This is a genomic window from Bradyrhizobium sp. 87 (assembly GCF_023073015.1).
GTDB lineage: Bacteria > Pseudomonadota > Alphaproteobacteria > Rhizobiales > Xanthobacteraceae > Bradyrhizobium > Bradyrhizobium canariense_D.
This window is the reverse complement of the sequence record NZ_JADPIQ010000024.1, coordinates 1-24,369: the sequence shown is the minus strand read 5'-3', so window position 1 is coordinate 24,369 and position 24,369 is coordinate 1. Positions and strand designations below refer to the sequence as shown.

Here is a 24,369-nt window from a genome sequence, read left to right as displayed (position 1 = left end):
TGGTTCGTTCGAATTGGGCTAACCATGCTTCACACTCCCGCTGCTAGGTGTATCGCGGCGCGGATGCGCTGGTAGGTACCGCAACGGCAGACATTTCCCGACATCGCCGAGTCGATATCCGCATCGCTAGGTTTAGGAGTCTCTTTTAGCAATGCCGCCGCCGACATGATCTGCCCGGATTGGCAGTAGCCGCACTGCACTACCTCCAGATCCAGCCAGGCCTTCTGCAAGGCGGCGCCTTGCGGCGTGCGCCCAACCGCCTCGATGGTGGTAACCGCGCTTTCGCCGATACTATCGACCGACGTCTGACAGGAGCGGGCCGGTCGGCCGTCGATATGCACCGTGCAGGCGCCACACAATGCTTGGCCGCAGCCAAACTTGGTCCCGGTCATGCCGAGCACATCGCGCAGCACCCATAGCAAGGGGATGTCGCCGTCGACATCGATCTCATGGGGTGAGCCGTTGATCTTTAATGAGAAAGCCATGAATGCCTCTTGATCCGCCTAGGGGGTCAGCCATGAGTCAATCAACCGCACTCATGAAATCCGCGAAAGCTCACACATTGATCGCAACAAGGGACGACGCTTTCCAATAGCCGGCATGTATAGTTTTCATACCAGCGGGGAATGCCGCCAACCGGATAGCTAAGAAGACGATTAACGCAGCCAGTGTTCGCTTCGGTGTCGCCACGCGCCTAGACCTCTTGCCGGATGACAGCCTAAGGGAGAACGAGCGCTTCTCGCGTTCGCTCAGCGTGATGTCGTTTGGAGTCAGCATCTACTTGGTCGATCAACCTACGGAAGGCCTGATGCCAAGGGCTGCGGATGTGATCGGGGAACACTGACTAGCCCCGCCGCCGGCGGCGCATGCGTCGCTCTGGTCGAGCAGAACCTACATCTTGTTCATAGAAACCGTGCGTTAGCGCTGACAGCACTGGTCATGTAGGGCAGATCGTAACCACACCCCTAGCCGAGCATATTGACGGTAGTTGGTGTGCCCGAGCAACTCTTCACACGATAACGCATCTGCAACGACGTCGCGAGGTTCGTCGGCCGAATGGTCAATATCCGAGACTTGCTAGCGAGTTTCTTTACACCTATCCAGCGTCTTTCCTCGTTTGACTTAACACTTCCGCGACATTCAAGCGCGCGAGCGTGGAGGGCGCTTCATAGTCAAAAGCTCCGTCACATCATGCCGATCATCTGCGGATGAAATGGCAATTGTCAGGAATTTACCGTCCGAGTATGTCTTGGCTTTATCGTAAAGCTTGATCAACTGCGAGCGCCAGGCATTACGGCGCTCCTCAAACCTATCTCGTTCTACTCCCCCCAAGACCACCACGGCGGAAAACCGCCTGTATTCCGGCAGCAAGGTACAAAATGCCCTTGTTTTCTTGTAGCGTAGGGACCAGCCGCGCTTCTTGCCGCCATAGAGCCATTCCGGCGCGAAGACCCCGGGGTAAATTTTCTCAATCCGATTCTGCAGCGAGGCCCAATGCTTGAACGTGCCCGGTCCAATCCAGTCCCGAGCGGTGCTATCGTCGGGCGATGCTGATTTGTCAATAATCCTGTCGCCGATTTGGGGGGACTTTTCCATGCCGGTGTCCTTCAATTTTTCACGACCGATTCGAAGCTTGGCGGCCGACCTTGACCTTGTACGAAGGAATGTGTGGGCCTTCTTTCCAGATTTCGCAACTTCTGTCGCGGACCTCTCCACCAATTGGGGCTAGGCGAGTTGCCCGTCAAAGCTGATATCGGACGTGTGGACTTGCGGACACGGAAAACGGACGTCCGGTCCGTTCTTCGGGGACAGGATTGTACTGACATTTGGGGCCAGTCCGTTGCAGTGACGATCTTTCGCCGCAGAACAGGAATAAGCATGCGACCACGCTAACATCCGCACGCTTCCGGGCCAGCACGGTCACCAGCCCGCACGATTAGTGTGTGCGCACATCGCTGGCCTCAGCCTTTCGAGGGCGAACGTTGGGTTCCGATATCGGGCGCCATCGCTGCGCACTGGGTTGCACACCGGTCTTTGGGTTGAAGTCGTAATCCTTTGCTAGCGCGCGCCTGCGTTCCTCGATGGCGCGCCCGGAGCACCTCGTAAAGCGATTCGTGGGACGGCTCGTCCTGCGCGTGTTCGTACCAGAGCAGCCGAGCTTGCAAGGACCTCGCGATGTAAGGCAGTTCATAGTTCGTCATCGCATGGGCTTGCTCGAGCCCACGTGCCAGCGGTCGCGGAACGATAGCGCCACTACCACTTGAGCGGTTTACTTTGATGCATTGCGGAACTGGTCGGCTTTAAGGGCGAACGCAATGAACCTTCGTATCGTTCCATGGCGACTTTGGCTGCCCGACGATTTCCTAGGTCTAATTGAATCGCTGACCGCGACTATCTAGACTGCATGCGTTAAAGGGTGCGGCGCTGAAAGCCACTCGCTCCCGCCTTCCGGTGGAATACGCCCCCTCCCGCGGAAGGTCTAAGGGCGGTGAAGTCCCCCCAACTTCACCGCCCGCTTTTCCACTCGATCGAAAGTACCAGAAGGAAGGCACAATGCCCCACCGCGCTCCGAGCCTTAGATCTGGCAGAACCGCGCGATGCGCAGTTTGTGACGGCAAGTTTGGTCTCGTCCGGCACTACTCGTGGCGAACCCCCCTTTGCTCCAAGAAATGCGTTGATCGGTTCAGAACTCGGAGTGATCGCAATTGGGTGGCCTGGCTCCAAATCGCTCTCGACCAGCTGCCGGAGAATGGCGCCAGGGGCGGCTCACGGTCAGAGTGACGCGAATGACCCACCCCCGAAATTTGCCTCTGAGATGATGCGGCACTGCTGTGATTTCCAGCCCGTTCGTAGAATTTCTGTAGCGATCACAGGAGCACACCTTGAATATAGCTCTAGTGTCTCAGTTGGTAGCGGGCGTCATCGTCGCGTCCTTTGTGGCATATAACTTGTTTCATTACCTACTGTTCCTTTTGGTGACCCGACCGAAGGACGCGAGTAAAATCGGCCACCAGCTAAATGAGTTCGAGCAGCGCCAACTGATCGAGTGGACACCAAGGCCGAACGATTTTCTGAAGCATGACGACGAGACGCGCACATACGATGACGTGTTCGGCAGGTATCGCGACGAACAATCAAACTACAGCACGTGTGTGTTCCCCCGTTTGGCATTTTCGCACCCTTACGAGGCCGAGTATGCGCTTTTGAAGCCGAGAGACGGGATGCGCTTCCTGGATCTCGGATGCGGCTCCGGAGCGGCAGCGGAATACCTCGCAAGACGGAGCAATATCGAAGTTGTGTGCGTGACCAATTCCTCTGTCCAGGCGGAGATCTGCCGGCGCAAATTTGCGAGGATTGGGGGGCGTGGACAGGTGATAGTCATCGACTTCGACAGCCTCGATCTCCCGAATGAACACTTTGACGCCATCTATGCGCTGGAATCGATTGGCTACACCAAAGATCTGGACGCGTGGCTAGCTAGGTGCTGGCGGATGCTCAAGCCGGGAGGACGGTTGCTGATCCATTCGCCGGGGTCGCTGGATCATTGTCGCCGTACCGAAGATTACCTGAGTGTCACCGCCTTCTTCGAGAATTGGCGTTACAATTTCGTCGGCGCCAATCTTCTCGTCTACAAGATGCGCCGACTTGGCTTCGGTCCAATCCACTATCGGCGCCTACCATTCTTGGCGTGGGGATTGACCTGGAACTTCATTCAACACATGCTGTTGTGGAAGTACCGGCTGAAGATGCGCACATTCGTGGAACTGGAGCGAATCATTTGGCGCACGTCGAAGGTATTTGTGTTCGGTAACCCGTACAACACGGTGCTGGCCACCAAACCCAGGCGTCCTCTTGCTCCCACACTCATGTGTTCGGAAGGAGTGGCTGGGGTTTCCGACACTGACCACGAGCTCCGCGCATCAATACCCGCTTCATGATAATCGCTGTCTCAGAGGGCCGCGCCTCGCCGGTCCGACGATGGTCACCAGCGTTCCTCCGGCTCGAATACGCCTGCGGACCGCATCTGGATGGCGCCGCCGATGACATCAAACACCGGATCGGACGTCCTCCATGCCGTCGTTCTCGAGGTCAACGAACTCCTTCGCGCCGAAGTCGAATGCTCTCTGACAGTCGGCGGCGGTCCGGTACCGACGACGCAGGCGAACTGACTGCGCCTGCCGCGCGGTAGCAGTGAGCGGTGACCACTCCGGCCAGCGCGTGCCCAGGGATGGACGGTGGTCGGCAACAATCGTGGCGATCGGTCCGGGTCAAGGGCGCATGACAGCTCAATGAATGACGACGTCGTTTATCGCCGACTACAGCTCGGACTCCTCCACCAGCTTCTTCCCGGCCGTTCCCGCAGCCCGGTCCGTCACAACGATCGCCTCAATGATAATGCATCTCGCATCGGTGGGCGCGTGTCGCTCACGAACGTACGCGGATGATGGTCTTTCCGATTCGTCGCTCGGTTCGGTTCAAGTCGGCGACGGCATCGTCAAGGGTCAAGACGGCGCCGATGTTCGTCCGAAGCCGCCCGTCCCGCACCCGCTGAACGATCTCAGTCAGTTGGGCGCGATCGGACTCGACGACGAAATCGACCGCTAAGAGGTTGGCAGGCCGTGCCTCCGGCGGGCCAGCAATGGTCACCAAAATTCCTCCGGCACGGATCAGGTCTGCGGAGCGCTTCCCGATGTCGCCACCGAAGACGTCGAAGACCAGATCGACTGTACCGACGTCTTTCAGGGCGTCGTTCTCGAGGTCAATGAACTCGTGTGCGCCGAAGTCGAGCACCGCCTGACGGTCGGAGGTCCGTCCTGTGCCGACGACGTAGGCGCCTGCCGCCCGCGCGAGTTGGGTCACCATCGAACCGACCACGCCGGCAGCCCCGAGCGCGAGGACGCTCTGCCCGGCCCGGAGACGACCGTGCTCGAACAGTCCCTGCCACGCAGTCAGCCCCGGCATGGGCAGACTTGCGCCCACCGTGAAGTCGACGTCACCCGGCAGCGGCGCGAGGTTGCGCGCCTCGACCGCCACATACTCGGCCAGGGTGCCGTCGCGCGTCCAGTCCGTGAGGCCGAACACCCGCTGGCCGACGGAAAGCCCCGTCGTACCATAGCCAAGGGCAGTGACCACTCCGGCGAGCTCGTGCCCTGGCGTTGATGGTGTTCGGTCGCGATTGAGGCGATCGGTCCAGGTCGGGGGCCACGTCAGCTCATCCCAGGTGAATCCCGACGCATGAACCTGAACGACAACGTCGTTTATAGCCGCGTGCGGCTCGGGTCTCGCCGCCAGCTTCATCCCGGCCTTTCCCGCAGCCTGTTCCGTTACCACGATCGCCTTCATCGTCCAGCTCTCGATGTGTGGGATTTCGCCATCTTTAAAGTTCCTGTGCAGATGAGCGAAAATGGAATAGCAAAAATCGATCGTCCAATGAGCATTGGCTATGGAGTCGATGCCATCGACTTGCCGTACAACAATCAGCAGTGCGGAACCGCACACGAACGAGCCGACCCTCATGATGAGGATCGACCGCTGGTCACCCTTGGCTTCGAAATGACCACCACGGCTGATGTGTCTGTTCGACTTCGCCATTCGATCTCAGGAGATGCATATTGTCTCCGGGCGCGGAGATAATCGCGGAATGCTGGTGTGGTGCTAAGACTCAAACCGCTGGAGCATAGTGCGCTGCGTGTCCGCGGCGCCCTTGGTCACCAGCGCGAGCTTGACGCCGAGCGCCTTCAGCCTGTCGATCGCATCATGCGCGCCCGGGCAGATGGACATATCCTCTTCGCGATAGCTGGTGAAGCGATCCGCCAGGCTCATGGCGAGATCGCGCGGTGGCCCGCGGCAGCGAGCGCGGCAAAGCCGCTCTTGACGGTCAGATGCCGGGCTTCGGCAAGCTTCAGTCGCCATGAGGCGTCCGCATTGGCCCAGGCGATCTCGGGCCGGCCGTGGGACGACAGGATGCCGTCGTCCATGTCGATCAGCATGGCCCGGGGGAGAAGCTTGCCCGCGCTCATGGCCACTTCACCTCCGGCGGCAGCGACGACAGGATCGAGTCGACATTGCCGCCGGTCTTGAGTCCGAAAATCGTGCCGCGGTCGTAGAGCAGGTTGAACTCGACATAGCGCCCGCGCCGGATCAATTGCTCCTCGCGGTCTTCGGCCGTCCATGCCGTCGCGAAATTGCGACGCACGATGTCAGGATAGGTCTTCAGGAAGGCGTGGCCGACGTCGTGGGTGAAGGCGAGATCGGCGCCCCAATCACCGCTGTTGTGCCAGTCGTAGAAAATGCCGCCGACGCCGCGCGCCTCTTTCCGGTGCGGCAGATAGAAATACTCGTCGCACCATTTTCTGTATTTGTCGTAATCGGCAGCGCCGTTCGCTCCGGTACAGGCGTCCTTCATCGCAGCGTGGAAGGCGATGGTGTCGGCATCGTCCTGGGTGCGCCGGCGATCCAGCACCGGAGTGAGGTCGGCGCCGCCGCCGAACCAAGTCTTGGTGGTGACCACGAAGCGGGTGTTCATGTGCACGGCCGGCACCTGCGGATTGCGTAAGTGAGCGATCAGCGAGATACCGGAGGCCCAGAACCGCGGATCTCCCGCCGCGCCAGGGATCTGCGCGCGAAACTCGGGGGCGAATTCGCCGTGAACGGTCGAGCAGTGCACGCCGACCTTCTCGAACAGGCGGCCGCACATCGTCGACATCACGCCGCCACCGCCGGGCGCGCCGGTGTGGTCGGTGCGCCGCCACGGCGTGCGTTTGAAGCGGCCAGCTTCGCCCGGATAGAGGCTTTGCGGCGCGTCATCCTCCAGCCGCTCGAAGCTCGCGCAGATATCGTCGCGCAAGGATTCGAACCAGGCGCGGGCGCCGGCTTTGCGATCTTCAATGATTGAAACGTCCATATCCAAAATCCTGAAGGAACCAGCCCGTAGGGTGGGCAAAGGCGCCCTTGCGCCGTGCCCACCATCCTTCACCGGCGTCTTGAATCGTGGGCACGCGGCGCTTTGCCAACCCTACACGATCTATCCCTGCGGACCGTAATAGGTGCAGCTCTCGTTGCAACTGTGGCGGTGAATGCTGACGCGGATTAGCTTGCTGATATGCTGTAACCCCCGCCAGACCAAGCGCAACAGGTTTTCCAGGATCAGGGTGACGGGCCGACGATGCCGTGGGCATCCATTCCCGCGCGCGACGAACTCGCGTTCTTCGCCCTGATCTGGCTCTCTCAGAACATCCGTTACCACCAACGCGCTCCCCACAGTCGTACCTGGGTGCTTCTGGGCCTTAACGTCACCTAAATCACACGGTTTCGCGGTACTCGCTCATGTGCCGCACCTCGCAGCCGGCCCCGTATTCACGCCGCGTCGGAGGACGCGACCGTCGAGCCCCGCGTTTTGTCCAGCGCACTCGTCCAGTCGCGAAAACGAGCAACCTTGATAAAGGCGTCGAGCGCCGGCGAATACTGCCTCCCGGCCACGGCCAAAAGCTGCACCTCACGCCGGACGGGGTCGCCCTCGATTGGGATAGCCGCGAGCGACGGCAGCGTAGGAGCATGGTCTGGCGCCAGGATGGCCCCTAAACCGGCGGATGCCATTTGCTGAAGGTGCCTTTCCTGATCGCTCCTGTGCACAACTGTCGGGCCGGGATGGTCGGCAAAACACGCCTGCTTAAATCGGCCTGCGACGTCGCACCCGACCCTTTCGAGAAAAACCAGCTCGTGAAGGTTTTGAAGCGGGATAACTGTTTGACTCGCCATCGGATGTTTCCGTGACAAGACGAGCACATACCGCTCCTCGAAGAGCCGCCAGCGGTTGATGCGCTCAGGTACCTCCACCGCGTCGCCGACGAGTGCGGCATTGATCTTACCATCCAAAAGCATCGCAACGAGCCCGTTGGCATCGGCCTCGCGCAGATCGACTCGAAGATCAGGGATGATCCTGGCGAGTTCCAAGAGCAATTCCGTAATGATTGCGGCGGAGATTGATGGCGCCAGCCCGATCTTCAGCGGAGCGATGGTCTTCTTTTTATAGCCTCGCGCCTGAAGTCGTACCGACTCCGTCGCGGCAACTATTTCCTCCAGCGTTGGCAAAATCATGTTGCCCAGCTCGGTGAGTTGGGTGAGGTGACGTTCACGGTGAATCAAGGCGCCACCGAGTTCTTGCTCCAGCTTGTGTATCGCCTTTGTCAACGCCGGCTGAGTCACATTGCATTGCTCCGCAGCCCGCGTAAAATTGAGCGTCCTTGCCAGGGCTAAAAAATATCGCACCTGATGAAACTGCAGCTGCATACTTATACTCGAAAGGGTTGAGGTGGTTCGGACCATCCCAGTTCGTTGCTGGGGCGGGCAGGGGTGATGATAAAGCGGTTTGTCGCGGAGCCTCCCAGGAAACAGCTATTGTGTGCCGGCTCGGCATTCTCGGCCCGCGTCTTGCGGAACGTTTCCTCACCGACACTGCTTTGAATTAACGTTGCGGACCAAGTCATCAGCTTTTGAGCGTCCCAAAGACGCGTCCAATCGTACGAACGTTGCATTGCCTCGCTCGGATCTCGACGTACTGGTACGACCTTGAATTCGCCGCCATTGGAGTCATCGCCTGTTTGGTCAGCTAAAGTGTGAATATGTCACTCGGAGCGTGCACGCACAGTCTATCCACTGCACTTTCCGGGGCCGGACAAAAGGTCGTGGGATCGCTTCTCCGCATTCCTGACACTTGTCATCACATCGACCGGGAAGCCGTTTCACAACCGGTTCGATGACCTGACAGCAGAAGAGAGTGAGTGTCGTGGAGGGGCAATGGCATCGGGGAAACGTCCATCCTTGCGATAGGGAACTACAGTTCGGCTAAGCGTATAAACATGCAGCTCCTTTCAAGGCGGATCCGATCAAATGGTCGGATCACATCGGGCACCAAAACCCCCGTCGCGCGGACCAGAGCATCGACTTTGCGCCTTGCGCGGTGCGCGTCGTGTCCATCTGCCGATCGGTTGCAAAGCGACCATCGCCGATATCCCGTCTATGGCGATGGCCCCTGCTCATGTTGTTTGAAGTTGCGGTAGCCTCGCCCGTGAGTGCGACAGCGCGCGTGGTGCACGTGACGGTCACATCGTCGCCACTAGTCGCGGTGAATATCGCCGGCATCATTGTTCTCCTTGTCGCCGCTAAGCCTGATGCTCTTGCGGACTACAGATATAGCGGGTTAATCACTGCGTGAAGCGCAGTTCTTGTTACGGCGTTCTCATTCTTGCGGTTTGTTGAGCGCGTATTTTATGGCGCCGACGTCCGTTGCGTGCCGACAACTCAGAGGTCTGGACACCAGCTCGACCCAAATGGCTCAAACAACCCGCCGTAGTATAGAGGTGAGTATCGGTCGCGCTGTTCGGGCCGCGCGACCGCCCGTTAGACGGGTTCGCTGAGGTGCGACACACGCCACTGATACTCATAATCACGGAACGTACTTTGCGCTCTTCGCTTGCCAAATCGAACTTGTTCCGGCGTTGACCGGACCTAGCGAATGCAATGACCGCGCACGAGGCCCGGAACGGCGACGGTGGTCAGGTTAGCGCGTCAATGCTTCCGATCACCGCTCCCATGCGGCGACACAATATCGGCATTTCTCTTGCAGTTCGCCTCTGCTTTGTCGATCTTTGGTATGTCACGGAGAGCGATGCTTGACGATTTCTGAGGCGCCCCCGGCGACCTCTCTCAACGCCGTGGCCAACCCGACGTCGCCGCAATACGAGTGCTCAGACTCGTCGTTTCTTAGCTGCGCTGAGCGTGGAACGAGATGGACATGAGCCGTTCCAAGGAACAAGCCACGAGTATAACGACCTGCTAAATGATGAATAGCGCGCTGGCTGCGCCGGCGGAACTCCAGTGCGTGCGAGCCCAGAGTTCTTCCGGTAGCGATCCGGTCCGTTGCAGACGCGCTACAAACTTTTCAGCTCACGCCTGATTTGACCGTGCGGGCAGCGTGAATTGAAACGTCGCGCCCCGAGGTTGAGCGGCGGTGGCCCACAGTCGTCCCCCATGCGCTTCAATGATGGTGCGGCAGATCGATAGGCCCATCCCCAAGCCGCCGGGCTTTGTCGTGTTGAAGGCATCAAAGATGCGCTCCAGACCCAGTGAACTCAGACCTGGTCCGGAATCCCGCAGTACTACCAGCACGCCGTCCGGCTCGCCCTTACCAGTGGTGATCACCAGTTCTCGCGGATCCCCGCTGATCGAGCTCAATGCTTCAACGGCATTGATGATCAGGTTCATTATCACTTGTTGCAGCTGGACCCGATCTCCTTGAATGAGCGGCAAACCGTCCCCGAGGTGTGATTGCACCGAAATGCCATTCTTCACGACTTCGCCGCGGGTCAGGGCGATCACCTCAAGGATTGCTTCGTTGATGTCCACGTCTTCTTTCCGTAGAGGTGCTTTTTTGAAAAGCGCTCGTATCCGGCCGACAACCTCGCTGACGCGATTGCCGTTAGCAAAGATCCGGTTGAGAGCGTCCCGAGCTTTATCCAGATCTGCTGGTTCTTTGCTCAGCCAGTGCAACGCCGCAGAGGCATTGTTGAGCGTCGCCCCGATCGGCTGGTTGACTTCATGGGCGATCGAAGCCGAGAGATGCCCCATTGTTGCAACTCGATTTGCGTGCACGAGCTCCATCTGCACCTCACTGAAACGCCGTTCGCTTTCGCGAATTTCCTCCTCCGCCCGCTTGCGCTCAGTTAAGTCTACCACGAAGGCCGCGCCTTGGTCGGATCGCTCTCCGAAGGTCGCTGCCCCGACCAGCACCGGCACGCGGCTGCCGTTTTTCGCGAAGTACTCCTTCTCGTAGGGTTGCGTGGTCCCGGTCGCCTCCAGCTGGGCTAGTCGTCGGTCGTCGGCATCGCTCCATTCCGTGGGTGTCAGGTCCCGCCAGCGCAGTTGGCCAGAGACGAGATCATCGCGGCTGTATCCGACGATGCGGAGAAAAGCTTCGTTGGCATCGATGATCCTGCCGTCAACATCCCAGACGAAGATTCCGATAATGTTGGCGTCCACTAACCGTCGGATTCTGGCCTCCCGCTCGGCTAGTTCGCGATACAGGCTGGCGTTCTCTATTGAGATAGCGGCCTGGGAAGCGAGCAGTGTGAGGACTACCATTCGAGCAGGAGTAAACGCGGCAGTCGTAAGGCTGTTCTCCAAGTACAGCAGGCCAATCAACTTGGTCTGCTTAAGTATCGGCAGGCAGAGCACTGAGCGCGAGCGACGGTCACGAATATAATCGTCCCCTGAAAACGGATTCTGATTGGACGCATCGTGCAGCAGAACGCTTTGTTTTGTGCGAAGCACGTAGTGAAACACCGAGTTCGGGAGATCTACGGTCGTGACGCGCGCTTGTTTCAGGACCACCGTCACGCTGTCACCGCTGGCTGTGGCCTCTGCTTCAATTTGATATTTGTCGGCTCGGGGAAGAATCAGGAGACCTCGATCTGCGCCTGCGTGTTCGATTGCCGAACTCATGAGCGTGTTCATTAACTTCTCGAAGACGATTTCGCCCGAGACCGCTTCCGAAACCTTGATTACGGTAGCCAAATCGAGTTGCTCGAAGGGTGTCACTATCGTCGCCGTGGAATTCGGGATCGACTCGTCCAGCTTGAGCTGCGGATAAAGTTTCTCGAGTTGGCAAACCTTTCCGTCGGCTCCCCAGCGCTGATAGCAGCCCTGCGCGGCGCGCAAATAGGTTGCCGCGATTTTCCCGTAATCGCGCTCTGCGTAGAAGCGCGCGGCAATCTCGTTCGCAATTGCCTGGATGTGCACGAAGCCGTATTTGCGAGCCTCGCGGATCGCTTTGTCGTACAGCTCCTGAGCGTTCAGTGTTCGGCCCTCCATGCGGGCGATCTCGGCGCCGACCAAGGCGGCGCGGTCTTCGAAGGTTTCCGGGTTGACCTCCGCCCACGCTAGGAGTTCCCGGTGGTGCTCAAGTACAGATGCGAAATGCGTCGGTCTCCGCTCCGGTGGGGCGTGATCCCACATCGCCGCATGCGCCAGCGCCGCATATAGGCGATACTCCGCCGACTCGAACGTTGCCGCCGACGTCCAAAGCAGGGGCTCCGCGTGCCGCGATGCATCGACCGCCGCCGCAAGCTCTCCGGCAAAAAAATGCGCCTGCAGCTTTCGCGTCCAGTAATAGAACTCCGAGAGCACGAGATCCGGGCTGTTGGCCAAACGGCGCTCGGTATCGACTTCGCTATATCCCTCATGATCCAGGCAGCCGAACGTTTCAGTCAGCCCGCGCAGGGTGAGGATCAAACCAAGTTGTGCTCCGCAGCGCTCGATGAGCGGACCGAAGCGCACCCGCCTCGCAAATGCCAAGCCCTTCTCGCATTCCTCTTGCACTTCCGCGAGTGGATCCCCGGCAGCGAGACCAACCGTGACGGTCAGCAGTTCGCACTCGGCTGTCAGATATTCGATCGAGAAGATAAGCCGGTAATTGCGTTCCCAAGTCTCTTCTGTAAGAAGGGCGCGGCCGGCCCTGAGATAGATGAGAGCGGAGTCGTATGCTGTCGAGAGTTTCGCGCGCCGAGCTGCGATCAAATTCAATTCTGCGACGCGCTCGCGATCCTCGACAAAGTTGATAAGGTGAGAGCCACGGTTAAGTTGATTGGCGATATCAAATATCGCCTTCTCACGTCTTTCTAAGGGCGTATGCTCAGCGAGGAGCATTCCGATGCGGAGGTGAGCCTCGGCACGCAGCTCCGCCGGGATAAGCGAGTAGGCCGCTTCCTGCACGCGGTCGTGCATGAAGCCGTAGCAATTGTCCGTGCGGAAGATCAGACCGGATCGCACCGCTTCCCAGAGATGATCGTGCATGTCCTCGACGGAGCCCTGATACCCAATCCGCAGCATCTCGAACTCTGCAGTGTTGCCCATGCAGGCGAAATGCTGGAGTATCTTCCGGGCTTCTGGCGAAAGGCGCTTTAACTTGTCCACCATCAGCTCTACGACATTGTCCGTGAAGCCTTTGGCACGAATGCGGGGCAGGTCCCATATCCAACGGCGCGCGCGGTAATCGAATGTCAGCAGGCGCTCGTCCGCCAGAGTAGAAATGAACTGGATTGCAAAGAACGGGTTGCCCGTGGTTTTTTCGTAAATCAAGTCTGCCAGTGGGGCGGCGGGCTCCAGTTGGCAGTGAAGGGAGTCCACAAGCAGTTTACCTAGATCGTCGCGACTGAGTGGTGTGAGAACGATGTCCTGCACTGCGGCTCCGGCCTGACGGATCGCTTGAAGCTTACGTACCAGCGGATGGTTGCCATTGACCTCATTGGTCCGATACGCACCAATGAGCAATAAATGCTGCAAATCGTTGCGTGTTAGCAGATCTTCGACGAGGTCGAGTGTGGCGACATCCAGCCATTGCATATCATCGAGGAAGAGCGCAAGCGGATGTTCAGGTCGTGCAAACACGCCGATGAACCGTCGAAAGACGGTCTGAAAACGTCTCTGCGCTTCCTGCGGCGGCAATTCGGGCAACGGCGGCTGGTCGCCAATGACGTGCCGCAATTCCGGGACGAGATCGACGAGGAGCAGTCCGTTCGGACCCAGCGCCTCACGAATTGCGCCCTGCCATTTGTGCAGATCTTCCTCGTTCTGGCTGAGGAGCCGCCGGATAAGGCTCTGAAACGCACCGGCCAGGGAGGCGTGCGGAATATCCCGCTTGTGCTGGTCGGATTTGCCCGACGCGAACAAGCCGCGTGGCCGCACAAGCGGTTTATGAAGCTCATTGACGATTGCGGATTTTCCGATCCCAGAGTATCCAGAGACCAGCACCAGTTCGGCTCGGCCACCGCCAACGATGCGGTCGAAGGCGGTCAGCAGAGTGTCAACTTCGCGGTGCCTCCCATACAGCTTCTCGGGGATGATGAGGCGATCCGGGGTATCGTATGCGCCAAGAGTGAAGTCATCGATCCACCCGTGGGACTCCCACTGGGATAGACAGCGCCGAAGATCGCTCTCAACTCCCACCGCTGTCTGATATCTTTCCTCCGCGGTCTTGGAGAGCAACTTCATCGTGATCGCGGAGACCGAGACTGGTACGGTTCCCACCCGCGCTCTGGGGGCGGCTGGTTGTTTCGCGATATGACAGTGCACCCATTCCATGGGGTCGGAGGCCGTGAATGGAAGAGTCCCGGTCAACATTTCGTAAAAAGTCACTCCAAGCGAATAAAGGTCGCTCCGATAATCGACCGAGCGATTCATTCGTCCCGTCTGCTCGGGTGCCATGTAGGCGAACGTTCCCGCGATGAACTCGGGAGGATCGGGCGACTGGCGCTCGCGCGGAAGTTGAGACGCAATCCCGAATCCGGTGAGCCATGCGTTACCGGTCTCGTCGACGAGGACATTCGAAGGTTTGATATCCCGATGGATCAGGCCCTGCTGATGGACTTGAGCCAATGTTCTTGTCAGCCCAACCGCGATGCTCAGGAACCGAGTCACATCTAGCGGTTGCCCATGGTCACGCTCAAGAATCCAATCCAGCGGCTGACCGCCGGGGTCCTGGAGTAGGAGGATCGTCCGCCCTTCGTGACGCGTAATGGCCAGAGGCTTGGCAGCCCAAGCGGGATCGAGTTCGGCGGCGATCGAGTATTCGTGCATAAGCCGCCTGATACTCTGAGGCGACGGCTGTTCAAAGAGTGCGATCGCTAGGACCGACGAGGGGTCATCGTATTTCCGGCCGCGGTAAAGGGTAAAATCCGCGCTTTTCCGCAGGGGCACAAGCACGTACCCCGACAGCCCCGGGATAGGTGACATTCTTGTCGCCACGGGCATCACGACCTCGGAGTATTCATTTGGACAGGACGCCAGAAGGATGTCAACTGCAACGAGATATCTGTGGCCGCGCCAGAGAACGAGTTGGTCCAATCTTTCGAACGACCTGGAACTTTCTGGGACCCTTCGTCGACAACATTCTCCGAACCGGCACTCCGCTCATCAGACAAGTGCGTTCACTTCCACCAGGCCTCTGAGCAGATGAGCTCAAGGCACACGGGTTAACCTCCAGCAGGCGTTTGCTCATAAAGCCGCGCCCTTCTTCGATTGTGGTTTCAGGCGATCTTCCGGCAGCGCCGCCTCCCGCAGCTCGTTAGGTCTGCAATCGGGAAAGTGACTGGTTCCGCGATTTTCACCGCGACCTTTCACGCTCCGCCCAAGTCAGGGGCTACCCTCGTCCTCGCCGCTCCCATTATTTCGCTCACAGTCCTGCTATCGGGGATGTGGCGGTTAGCCTTCGCGAAGCGCGTTTCTCAGGACTTGAGAGTTCCGCAAGGTAGAGTCTTCTTGCGTAGTCTCAAGTGTCCTCTTGACAAGCGGGATAAACGGGACATGAAATTCGATCGTCTTCTGACTCCATCGCGCAAAGGAAGTTGAAAATGGCAACCAGCGTGACACATAGTGGTTTGGCAACGAGCACGATGATTTTGGATGGTGACTTCGACGAGATCGACTTCCGAGGAGAACTCGTGGACGGCCACCTCGTCGCAAAAGGACTTCTTGCAGACCAAGCGGCAATGGATTCTATCCCTGTAGGGATATACGTCCTCGAGAAGGATGCCACCGTCGTTAAGTGCAACAAAGCTGCAATCGCGGGTTGGGGACGGACGCCGTCCTTGGGAACCTCGGAAAAGTTTTGCGGGTCACACCTGCTTCGTTACCCCTCAGGAGAAGTGATGCCGCACGAGCTTGCGCCACCCTCCGTGGTGGTCAACAACGGCGCCACCGTTCGGAACGCCGATGTAATTTGCGAGCAGCCAAACGGTTATCGTCTTCTGGCGCTAGTAAATGTGTTTCCAATTCGTGATGACGAGGACGAAGTGATCGGAGCGGTCAACATTTTCCGACACAACACCAGCAAGACTGTTCCTGGCTTAGTCTCCGAGCCTGCAACTGGTTCTAACTCCAAGAGCGGTGACGGGGAGCAGTGAGGCTCCCCCTTCGCCGCCTCGGGGACTAGCGTGTTGGTAGTTCGCTTCTCGGAATGTGGTGTACCAGAAACCATGTTCGGTGATGTCCGAGGCAACCCGGGTGACGCTTTTCAGGCCCCGAAAATCACCACGTGCGCCAACTAGGCCGCGCTACTCCTTTTGCAGTGGAGCTATTTGTGCAATCGAACGAGCGGCGCGAACGGGAGCGTGAGATGCGTGACGCTGGGCGGCTGCCCCCAGGACAGTCGCTGACGCTTAAGTGGCCGGTGCTCCATGTGGGCTCGGTGCCGCTCTTTGCTCCCACGACCTGGGATTTTCGCGTGTTCGGCCTGGTAGAGGAGCAGCTGCGGCTTTCCTGGGAAGAGCTCTGCAAACTGCCGCAAAGCGAAGTACTTGCGGACTTACACTCCGTCTCGCGCTGGAGCCGGTTCGACAACCGTTGGGGAGGGATTCTCGCCACAGAATTGATGAAGCGAGTGACGTTGCGGCCAGAGGCGCGGCACGTGATGATCCATGGCGAGAACAACTACACGGCGAATCTGCCAATCTCGGACTTTCTGCTCCCGACGACGGTTTTCGCCTTGCGGCATGACGGCGAACCCCTTACGGCCGAACACGGTTACCCGCTCCGGCTCGTCGTGCCAAACCTCTATGGTTATAAAAGCGTGAAATGGGTGCGCGGGATACAGTTTTTGGATCGCGAATCGCCGGGCTTGTGGGAATTCAACGGATTTCACATCTACGGGGACCCGTTCAAAGAGCAACGATCTTCGAGCTGAAGGGAACGTTTCCTGAGCGGAAGCCGATCGATTGCTGATTACGGATTTTCATCTTATTTCCCGCGCTGTAGCGCCAATTCGATGCATCCGAGTAGAACCTTTTCGTCGATGGGTTTGGTCAGGTAGCCAACGACGCCCCGATCCAGAGCCCGAGCTCGCGCGCTGTCGTCGGGGTAAGCGGTGATCAGAACCGTTGGTATGTTATAGCCGGATCCTACCAAGCGGCTATACAACTCAGTCCCAGTCATGCGCGGCATGTGAACATCAACAATCAAACAGGAGCTATCGCGCAAGTTTCCGGACGCGAGAAACTCCATTGCCGACGAGTAGGTCTCAGTCGTGAATCCGATCGCTTGCAGGAGACCCGCTAGGGCTGAGCGAGATTGGTCATCATCATCAATGATCGAAATTCGAATCTCGCTAGACATATCCCCACCTTCGTTGCTGGGGAGGTGGCCCGCCGCATCTCGCGTTCCGTGTCCATCTCATGAAGCGCACTGCGCGGACACCATTACACGTTAACGACAAAGGTCTGAACCGGCGATTAGACGATGGACGGGCGGTGCTACGCTTTGGAACAACCGATGCTATACTTAGGAATAATCGATGCAGACTATCTGAATAGTTCAACCCGGTTTGGGCCACGTCCGAACGCGTGCGCTGATCTCGGGTCGTTACGTTCGACGCGGCAGCAGGGCCTGGCGGCAAGCGATTAACGCCGTCAGTTGATTTGCGCAAACAATAGCCCTCTCGGCTGATGCACTCACGTGCAAGCAGGAAGCGATTAAGACCGGGGCGACTTTATACCGAGCGTCTCCGCCATTTTGACAAGCTCGGCCAGCGATTGCGCACCCATCTTCTGCATAACATGACCGCGGTGCGCCTTTACAGTGATCTCAGCTATCTCTAGCTTAAAAGCGATTTGCTTGTTCTTTAAGCCAGTCGTCACGAGAGCCAGCACCTCTCGCTCGCGCGCGCTTAATCGCTCGAGACGCGACTTCAATTCCATGAGCCGCCGCTCGTTCTTCCGCCGCGTCCGATCGCGCTCGAGCGCGATCGTGACTGCATCCAGCATGTCTTGATCGCGGAATGGCTTGGTTAGAAAATCCACAGCGCCTGCCTTCATGGCCCTGACCGACATCGGAATGTCGCCGTGGCCGGTCATGAAGATGATGGGAATCGAAGCGTTCACTTTCGACAGCTCGGCTTGGACATCGAGACCGCCTAGGCCCGGCAATCTGACGTCAAGTACGAGGCAGCTCACCGCGTCGGGCAACAATTCGCCCTGCAGCAGCTCCGCTGCCGAGCCAAACATCTTGACCTTGAAGCCAACCGAGTTGAACAGGTCCCCGAGTGAGGCGCGGAAGTCATTGTCGTCGTCAACGACGACGATGGTTGGCTCCTCGGCTTCCGCACGCTTTTGAATTGAATGCTGCGCCACGGGATACTCCCCCAAAACCGACAATTCCGTGTAGAAATATCATCTTCACGAAGACCATTCAACAAATGACACTCCGCGAGTTCCAGCGTGGAACGCAATCGCTTGCACGTGAAGGTGATCTGATTTTCATCGGTCAAACTAAAACAGGGGTGATGAGGGCAATCGACCTAGTCTCGCGCCCAGCCCATCATCAGTACAGATTTGCGATACGTCGCCCGCATCGCTCTAGCGGATCCATTCACGGCGCCGCTTGCTTTCGGTCGCTTTGCCGAATTCCCGCGATTGGCTTTCTGCCTCTCTTCGCCACCAGCGGCAGATGCGTGCCTTCATAAGGCCCGTGACCTGCTTTCTTGACGGGCCCCCAAAGCCCGATGTTGCACCGAGACGCCGCTACCTTCGAATGGCAAAGTTGAGCGGGACGCCCCAATTCATTCATACGGTTATCGGAGGAGCCACGCTTCGGCGGTAATCCGCGGGAGCAATTCCCGTCGCCTTCCGAAACGCCGTGGCGAACGCGTTACGACTGCTGAAGCCGACCGCCCGACCGATTTCCATCATAGAGCCTGCGCGGTTTGCCAGCAGTAATTTGGCCTGCTCAACGCGACGTTTGGTCTGGTACCGATGAGGCGGGATTCCGAGAGATTGCTTGAACACCCGGCAGAAATGATACGGGCTAAGACGAACGAGCTGCGCCAACGTGCCAATCGGTATCCGCTCATTGAGATGCTCCTGGATGTAGGCGGTGACGAGCCGCTGCTGCCACTGTGCAAGACCACCTTGGAGTTGACGCTGAATGCTGGGCGTCCCGCAAGTGAAACGCACGACTTCATGCATAAGCAGGCTACCGAGACTCTCGAAGTAGACCGGGTCTCCTGCAGAGCTATCGACGAACGTCTTCAGCTTGAGGGCGGTGTTCCATAGCGTTTCGTCTTCGAACAGTAGGCGTGGGGAGTCCGGCAGGCCGGTGATGCCACGTTTGGAAAAAGCCTTCAGCCTCTCAGGGTCGAAGTAGAAGTACATGAGCTGCATCTGCGATCCCCGCGGCTCGTGCCAATCGTAGAACTCGCAGCCAGCAGGAACGAATGTCAGCTTCCGCTCGAGGCTCCGGAGCGCTGATGGCGGCACACCTTCTACAAATGTCTCTCCATCGCGGCGCTCCCCCTTCTCGTACATGACGAGCATATGCATTGGAGCCCTATACTGATGTTGGACTTTGCCTCGACTTGTGGATCGAATAGATTCGGCCGTCATGCCGTGCCCCGTTATGATGAGGCGTTCCACAGCCTCACGAGGAGAAATTTCAACAACAGGATGGATCACGTCCGCCGGCACCTGATCATCCAATTGACGAATTGGATCGAAAATGAGCGGCTCATGGTCACCAACAATGATCGGAGATTGAGCTATCGGCAGCAACATTCGTGATCGTGAAGGATGTTGCCGCTCATCAGGGCCGTGGCGCCAATCGCGTGGCTTCCCAAGCTTCTTGCATAAAGGGACTTGCTGGAGCTCGGGTCGCGGCGTGGAGGACGAACGTGCTCGGCGGTGTTCCACCATCGCTTCCCCCGTCTGCTGGAATTTGGCTCGTGGCATCATCTGGTCATCATTGGCTGGACGCATGGAATTCAAACTCCGATTCAGGACTGCATTCATCCCTACCGTTGCGCGATCGCGGTGCTGTTTTGGGAGTAGGCCGTCGCGCGCCGGGCCGAGCGGCAGATCCCCCCGAAAGCTGATACAAGCGAATGCGAGGTAAGCCTGCCCTGCGACACGAAAGTCCCCAATTGCACTCGCGTTTGCGTGTCTGACAGAAAGGGCAAAACGGGATGAGACTTTTGGCGGAGCACGGCTGCGACTTTTGGATATCTCGGTTTCGACCTATTTGGCGCTCGGCGTCACTTCACCGACTCTGATTTTTGACGCGCCGGGCAGGCGAACCTCAATTTGGTTACATCGGTCTCCCCTCAACGCCGCGCGGGCTAGAAGGCGCTCTGCCGGTCGCGGCATACGTTATCAGCAACACATGTTCGACTGAGGAGGTTGCCTTGCTCACCGATTGTCCTGGCTTCGCGGCTGCTTCTTGCAGAAGCACTCCTGACAAAATGCCGACTAGGGCACGCGCTCCGCAAATGGAACCCAATGCGTCGTGCAGCGATCAGGTGTCGGTTCTGAGGACAATCTTGGCGTACAGCTCGTGCAGCTCGGTGCTTGGCTATTGCCTCTCCTTGATCGTGTCGCTCGGTATGCAGGAGCCTTGGCGCGCTGAAAGAGTCATGACCTCCTCAACGGAAGCTGCTCCCTACTATTTCGTCCACCCGCGCGCATCGCGATACTGGGGGCGACGACTATTCCTATCGATTATTCGTCGACGGTTACCATTCCAAAGTTGAATTTTCGTTTTCCAGAACGCTCGGTCACCATGGAAGAAACATACGCGGCCAAGTGCCGTGGGCGACCGGGGAGAACCAGAATGGGCGATGACGTTTCAAAGGGGCCCCCGGCCAGCAAGCAGGTCGACCCCTCTGCGGAGACCTTGAGCGGTTTCCCCATGCTGGACATCCGAACCGACCGCCTGCTTTCATCATGGTTGCGAGAGGCCGGTATTCCTGACGGCGCCCTGAAGGCGAACGAACTTGCCCCCGACTTTCTTCTCCCCGAGGCAGATGGAAAGCTCGTTTCATCTTTGGAGTTGCGACGAGCTGCACCGTTGATCGTCACCTTTGTTTACGGGACTTGGTCCCCATTGTGCACGGTTGGACTGCGCGCCCTTCAAAAGGCAACCTTTAGAATCCGCGCTGCCGGCGCCACAACAATTGTCATAACGCCCGAGGCTGGAGAATTGCCACGCAATTTCAAACGCGACCGCCGAGTGGATCTGGAACTCCTCTCCGACCTAGATCTTGGGGTGAGCCTTTCGTTCGGCCTGGTGTCCGTGGTGCCGGCGGACATAAAGAGCCATCTCTTGCGGCGCGGACTCGATCTCTGCGCTCCCCATGGCTTCTCCTTTTGGATGTTGCCGATGCCGGCCATCTATGTCCTCGACCAACGAGGGATCATCCGTCGAGCGTTTGTCGGCCCGGACTCCATCACGGGAGCGAAGACCGACACCTTGCTTGCTGCCCTGTCCGAAATTGGATGGGCCTAAGCCTCGCCCTTCGAGGTTGACCGGAATGAGCCAAGTCAATTCAAGAGGCTACGCATGGGCGACTGCAACTGCGTCATGGCCCGACTTGTCCTGCCCATCAACGACTTCGCGTCACCTCAGCAACGACGGTTGGATACCCGTAACAAGCTCGGGCATGAAGAGGCGGGACCGGGGCCCGTGATCTGGATCAAGGAGCCTGCACCTTGTGCATCAGCCGAGCAAACATTGTCCTTGTTCGAGTCAGGGGCAGATGCGCGGCGGAGTTTTTCCAACGCAGTCGTCCAGTCGCGAACACGAGCAACCTTGATGAAGGCGTCAAGCGCCGGCGAATATTGCCTCCCCGCCACGGCCAAAAGCTGCACCTCGCGCCGGACGGGGTCTCCATCAATTCGGATAGTGGCGAGCGACGGCAGTCTGGGAGCGTGCTCTGGCGCCAAGATGGCCCCCAAACCGGCGAATGCCATTTGCTGAAGATGCCTTTCCTGATCGCTCCTGTGCATAACCTTAGGGCCTAGTTGGTCGGCAAAACAAGCCCGCTTGAATCGGTCTGCGACGTCGCATCCGACCCTTTCGAGAAAGACCAACTCGTGCAAGTCTTGGAGCAGGATGACGGTTTGCCTGGCCATCGGATGTTTCCGAGACAAGATGACCACACAGCGTTCCTCGAACAGGCGCCACCGGTCGATACGCTCAGGCAGCTCCATGGCGTCACCGACAAGTGCAGCATTGATCTCGCCATCCAAAAGCATCGCAACCAGTCCGCTGGCATCGGCCTCGCGCAGATCGACTCGAAGATCGGGGATGATCCTGGCGAGCTCCACAAGTAATTCAGTAATGAGTGCGGCGGAGACTGACGGCACCAGTCCGATCTTAAGCGGGGCTATCGCCTTCTTTTGATAGCCTCGTGCCTGAAGCCGTACGGCCTCGGCGGCGGAGAATATTTTTTCCAGCGTGGGCAAAATCATCTTGCCCAGATCGGTGAGCTGGGTGAGATGACGTTCACGGTGAATCAGCGCGCCGCCGAGTTCTTGCTCCAACTTTTGTATCGCCTTTGTCAGCGCCGGCTGCGTCACATTGCATTGCTCCGCCGCTCGCGTAAAATTTAGCGTCTTTGCTAGGGCTAAGAAATATCGCACCTGATAAAGCTGCAGCTGCATAGTCAGACTCGAAACATTTGCCCCGGTTCGGGCCGTTCGGTTCGTTGCCATAGTAGGCAGGCGTGATGATCAAGCGGTTGCTCGCGGAGCTTCCGATTAAACAAGTATTGTGCGCCGGCTCGGAATTGCCGGCCGCGTCTTGCTGAAAGCGTTTGCATCGATGCTGTTTCCTATTGAGGTCGCGGTTGCGTAGAACATCGTACGCGAGACCAATTTAATGTCAGGTTTGCATTGGGATCGCCTCGACCACCTTTCCATTTAGTGCTTTTTGCTCATTTTGGGACATCCTAAGGCGTCAGTTCTGGACAGTGAAATGAGGGCCGCGGGAAGCGCAGCACGCTCACGCTCGTCGAAGAGGTTCCCAACTTCGCTTAGGCAGTTGGTCATGGCGAGCAGATGCGCATCATCCTAGCCATAATACAGTTCCAAGATTTGCAATTGTCCTGTCCTAAGACTAGGACATCAGCTCAATCCGAGAGTCCGAAACACATGTCCGATCGTCCAAATCTTACTTTGCTTCGATCCCATCTCGATGTGCTGATGGCAACTTTGGATGTCGACGTCATCGGGCTCATCGAGTGTTTGGTTAGCCCAGGCTGGCGCCTGTCATTCGGAAGCGCGGAGGCGCCGGCTATCCACTACAATCTTTCCGGGACCGGACGAATGGTCGTGGGTGGCTGCTCTGCATTTCCTCTAGTACCTCACACCCTTGTCATCACACCGGCCAAGAGGCCGTTTCACATCGAGGTCGATGACAGCACAGCGGCCAAGAGAGTGAATGTGTTCGAAGCGCAATGGGATCCGCGCTTCGGCGAGCGAATCCAGCGATTCGTCGCCGGGGACCTGGACCCGATGGTCATGCTGATCTGCGGGTACTTTCGCGCTACCTACGGCTCGTCGATCGACCTCTTTGCAGGCCTTTCCACGCCGATTGTCGAGCGCTTCGAACCAGCCGATGAAGTGGGGTCAAAGTTGCAGGCCGCGTTGGCAGAAATCAGCGGCGGGCGGGTTGGAATGCAGGCCATGACAACCGCTATCCTCAAGCAGGTGCTCGTCACGCTCGTCCGTCGCAGTCTCAATTCGACCAGCGTTTGGCTCGAACGCTTCTCTATTTTGAGTGACCGTCAAATCGCTCTTGCGTTCGCCGATATGCTGGCGCGGCCGGAGGCCGATCACTCCGTCATGGCCTTGGCGCAAAAGGCCGGCTTGAGCCGATCCGCATTCATGGCGCGCTTTGTGCGCACGATAGGATGTTCGCCAATGGTAGCGCTCCGGCAAATACGGATGAAGCGTGCAGCCGATATGCTCGCCGCGAGGACATTTTCAGTTGAGCAGATCGCGCGGGCGGTCGGTTATAGGAGCTACAGTAGCTTTCTCCGTGCCTTTCGCCAAGTGCATGGATACGTTCCGGACGACTCTGAGGGTGATGGACAGAACTCCGATTGAACATACGGCGAGGTTGTGAGGGCAGCCAAACGCCGCCGTGATGCGATCGCGTCTGAATTAAGCTTATGATAAATGGCTATCGGATAAATAGTCGCAGGGCATTTCCCATTATCCGGCGGCGACGGCACCTCGGCAGCTCGCCTTGCGAGTTACTACCGGAGCGACCGAAACGCTTCGCCGAGCTGTCGTGGTCACAACAACGTTAGCCACCATGCGCGGCTCATTGTGGTTGGGCGCGCGATCCTTTGTCACGAATTCGATCATGGCCTCGAAAGCGGATCGCCGATTAGCAACCGATGACACCTGCATTGCAAAACGGAACTGACTGATTTGAAGTCATGTGTGGACGTATATGGACCCCGCCCGATTGCAACGACTGGCTTGATCAGGATCGACGGCCACAACTGCTGACGTATATCCGGCTTCTTGATGCGGCTGGACAACG

15 protein-coding genes and 2 pseudogenes are annotated in these 24,369 nt (G+C 58.2%); 5 read left to right on the top strand and 12 right to left on the bottom strand.

Features of this window, described 5'->3' with window-relative positions; genetic code table 11:
* Window positions 1-29 precede the first annotated feature (29 nt).
* Both IVB50_RS08060 and IVB50_RS08055 read right to left on the bottom strand, forming a co-directional pair.
* Complete coding sequence (locus tag IVB50_RS08060; protein ID WP_247295286.1) at window positions 30-485, bottom strand: (2Fe-2S)-binding protein; 456 nt, start codon at window positions 483-485, stop codon at window positions 30-32.
* Window positions 486-1,140: 655 nt separating this feature from the next.
* The gene (locus IVB50_RS08055; RefSeq protein ID WP_247295283.1) at window positions 1,141-1,596 is read right to left on the bottom strand and encodes a DUF3788 domain-containing protein; all 456 of its coding nucleotides are present in this window, start codon (window positions 1,594-1,596) and stop codon (window positions 1,141-1,143) included.
* A gap of 1,286 nt (window positions 1,597-2,882) precedes the next feature.
* Here IVB50_RS08055 and IVB50_RS08050 point away from each other — a divergent pair.
* Complete coding sequence (locus IVB50_RS08050) at window positions 2,883-3,938, top strand: class I SAM-dependent methyltransferase (RefSeq protein WP_247295281.1); 1,056 nt, start codon at window positions 2,883-2,885, stop codon at window positions 3,936-3,938.
* Window positions 3,939-3,968: 30 nt separating this feature from the next.
* On the opposite strand, the pseudogene IVB50_RS08045 reads toward IVB50_RS08050, so the two are convergent.
* The 6 genes and pseudogenes from IVB50_RS08045 to IVB50_RS08020 all read right to left on the bottom strand — a co-directional run.
* A pseudogene (locus IVB50_RS08045) lies at window positions 3,969-4,391 on the bottom strand (NADP-dependent oxidoreductase); the annotation flags it as partial.
* 34 nt (window positions 4,392-4,425) lie between these two features.
* Window positions 4,426-5,343 carry an NADP-dependent oxidoreductase gene (locus IVB50_RS08040; protein ID WP_247295320.1) on the bottom strand — a complete coding sequence of 306 codons (918 nt, stop codon included), beginning with the start codon at window positions 5,341-5,343 and terminating at the stop codon, window positions 4,426-4,428.
* 318 nt (window positions 5,344-5,661) lie between these two features.
* A pseudogene (locus IVB50_RS08035) lies at window positions 5,662-6,026 on the bottom strand (HAD family hydrolase); the annotation flags it as partial.
* Window positions 6,017-6,904, bottom strand: a complete 888-nt coding sequence (hemF, locus tag IVB50_RS08030; protein WP_247295278.1) for an oxygen-dependent coproporphyrinogen oxidase — start codon at window positions 6,902-6,904, stop codon at window positions 6,017-6,019. The gene hemF and the pseudogene IVB50_RS08035, both read right to left, overlap by 10 nt.
* Window positions 6,905-7,356: 452 nt before the next feature.
* Window positions 7,357-8,289, bottom strand: a complete 933-nt coding sequence (locus IVB50_RS08025; RefSeq protein WP_247295276.1) for a LysR family transcriptional regulator — start codon at window positions 8,287-8,289, stop codon at window positions 7,357-7,359.
* Between the two features lie 1,656 nt (window positions 8,290-9,945).
* The gene (locus tag IVB50_RS08020; RefSeq protein WP_247295274.1) at window positions 9,946-14,631 is read right to left on the bottom strand and encodes an AAA family ATPase; all 4,686 of its coding nucleotides are present in this window, start codon (window positions 14,629-14,631) and stop codon (window positions 9,946-9,948) included.
* 773 nt (window positions 14,632-15,404) lie between these two features.
* On the opposite strand from IVB50_RS08020, the gene IVB50_RS08015 reads away from it, so the two are divergent.
* Together IVB50_RS08015 and IVB50_RS08010 are read left to right on the top strand one after the other, a co-directional pair.
* Window positions 15,405-15,956 carry a PAS domain-containing protein gene (locus IVB50_RS08015; RefSeq protein ID WP_247295272.1) on the top strand — a complete coding sequence of 184 codons (552 nt, stop codon included), beginning with the start codon at window positions 15,405-15,407 and terminating at the stop codon, window positions 15,954-15,956.
* A gap of 176 nt (window positions 15,957-16,132) precedes the next feature.
* On the top strand, window positions 16,133-16,735 hold the full coding sequence (locus tag IVB50_RS08010; protein ID WP_085385807.1) for a sulfite oxidase-like oxidoreductase: 603 nt from the start codon (window positions 16,133-16,135) through the stop codon (window positions 16,733-16,735).
* A 53-nt stretch (window positions 16,736-16,788) separates the two neighbouring features.
* On the opposite strand, the gene IVB50_RS08005 is transcribed toward IVB50_RS08010, so the two are convergent.
* The 3 genes from IVB50_RS08005 to IVB50_RS07995 form a co-directional block, all read right to left on the bottom strand.
* Window positions 16,789-17,163, bottom strand: coding sequence for a response regulator (locus tag IVB50_RS08005; RefSeq protein WP_247295270.1), 375 nt, complete (start codon window positions 17,161-17,163; stop codon window positions 16,789-16,791).
* A gap of 356 nt (window positions 17,164-17,519) precedes the next feature.
* A complete protein-coding gene (locus IVB50_RS08000; RefSeq protein ID WP_247295268.1) occupies window positions 17,520-18,176 on the bottom strand; it encodes a response regulator transcription factor in 657 nt (218 codons plus the stop codon).
* A 432-nt stretch (window positions 18,177-18,608) separates the two neighbouring features.
* Entirely contained in the window at window positions 18,609-19,595 is a 987-nt protein-coding gene (locus tag IVB50_RS07995) for an AraC family transcriptional regulator (protein ID WP_247295266.1), read from the bottom strand.
* A 1,051-nt stretch (window positions 19,596-20,646) separates the two neighbouring features.
* On the opposite strand from IVB50_RS07995, the gene IVB50_RS07990 reads away from it, so the two are divergent.
* Window positions 20,647-21,321, top strand: a complete 675-nt coding sequence (locus IVB50_RS07990) for a redoxin domain-containing protein (protein ID WP_247295264.1) — start codon at window positions 20,647-20,649, stop codon at window positions 21,319-21,321.
* Between the two features lie 116 nt (window positions 21,322-21,437).
* On the opposite strand, the gene IVB50_RS07985 is transcribed toward IVB50_RS07990, so the two are convergent.
* On the bottom strand, window positions 21,438-22,478 hold the full coding sequence (locus IVB50_RS07985) for a LysR family transcriptional regulator (protein ID WP_247295262.1): 1,041 nt from the start codon (window positions 22,476-22,478) through the stop codon (window positions 21,438-21,440).
* 489 nt (window positions 22,479-22,967) lie between these two features.
* Between IVB50_RS07985 and IVB50_RS07980 the strand changes: the two genes are divergently transcribed.
* Complete coding sequence (locus IVB50_RS07980; protein WP_247295259.1) at window positions 22,968-23,924, top strand: AraC family transcriptional regulator; 957 nt, start codon at window positions 22,968-22,970, stop codon at window positions 23,922-23,924.
* Window positions 23,925-24,369: the final 445 nt, after the last annotated feature.

Bases quoted from the DNA above. Each gene is read 5' to 3' on its own strand.
- IVB50_RS08060 (WP_247295286.1), bottom strand. From the start codon at position 485: ATGGCTTTCTCATTAAAGATCAACGGCTCACCCCATGAGATCGATGTC.
- IVB50_RS08055 (WP_247295283.1), bottom strand. From the start codon at position 1,596: ATGGAAAAGTCCCCCCAAATCGGCGACAGGATTATTGACAAATCAGCA.
- IVB50_RS08040 (WP_247295320.1), bottom strand. From the start codon at position 5,343: ATGAAGGCGATCGTGGTAACGGAACAGGCTGCGGGAAAGGCCGGGATG.
- hemF (WP_247295278.1), bottom strand. From the start codon at position 6,904: ATGGACGTTTCAATCATTGAAGATCGCAAAGCCGGCGCCCGCGCCTGG.
- IVB50_RS08025 (WP_247295276.1), bottom strand. From the start codon at position 8,289: ATGCAGCTGCAGTTTCATCAGGTGCGATATTTTTTAGCCCTGGCAAGG.
- IVB50_RS08020 (WP_247295274.1), bottom strand. From the start codon at position 14,631: ATGCACGAATACTCGATCGCCGCCGAACTCGATCCCGCTTGGGCTGCC.
- IVB50_RS08015 (WP_247295272.1), top strand. From the start codon at position 15,405: ATGGCAACCAGCGTGACACATAGTGGTTTGGCAACGAGCACGATGATT.
- IVB50_RS08005 (WP_247295270.1), bottom strand. From the start codon at position 17,163: ATGTCTAGCGAGATTCGAATTTCGATCATTGATGATGATGACCAATCT.
- IVB50_RS07995 (WP_247295266.1), bottom strand. From the start codon at position 19,595: ATGTTGCTGCCGATAGCTCAATCTCCGATCATTGTTGGTGACCATGAG.
- IVB50_RS07990 (WP_247295264.1), top strand. From the start codon at position 20,647: ATGGGCGATGACGTTTCAAAGGGGCCCCCGGCCAGCAAGCAGGTCGAC.
- IVB50_RS07985 (WP_247295262.1), bottom strand. From the start codon at position 22,478: ATGCAGCTGCAGCTTTATCAGGTGCGATATTTCTTAGCCCTAGCAAAG.
- IVB50_RS07980 (WP_247295259.1), top strand. From the start codon at position 22,968: ATGTCCGATCGTCCAAATCTTACTTTGCTTCGATCCCATCTCGATGTG.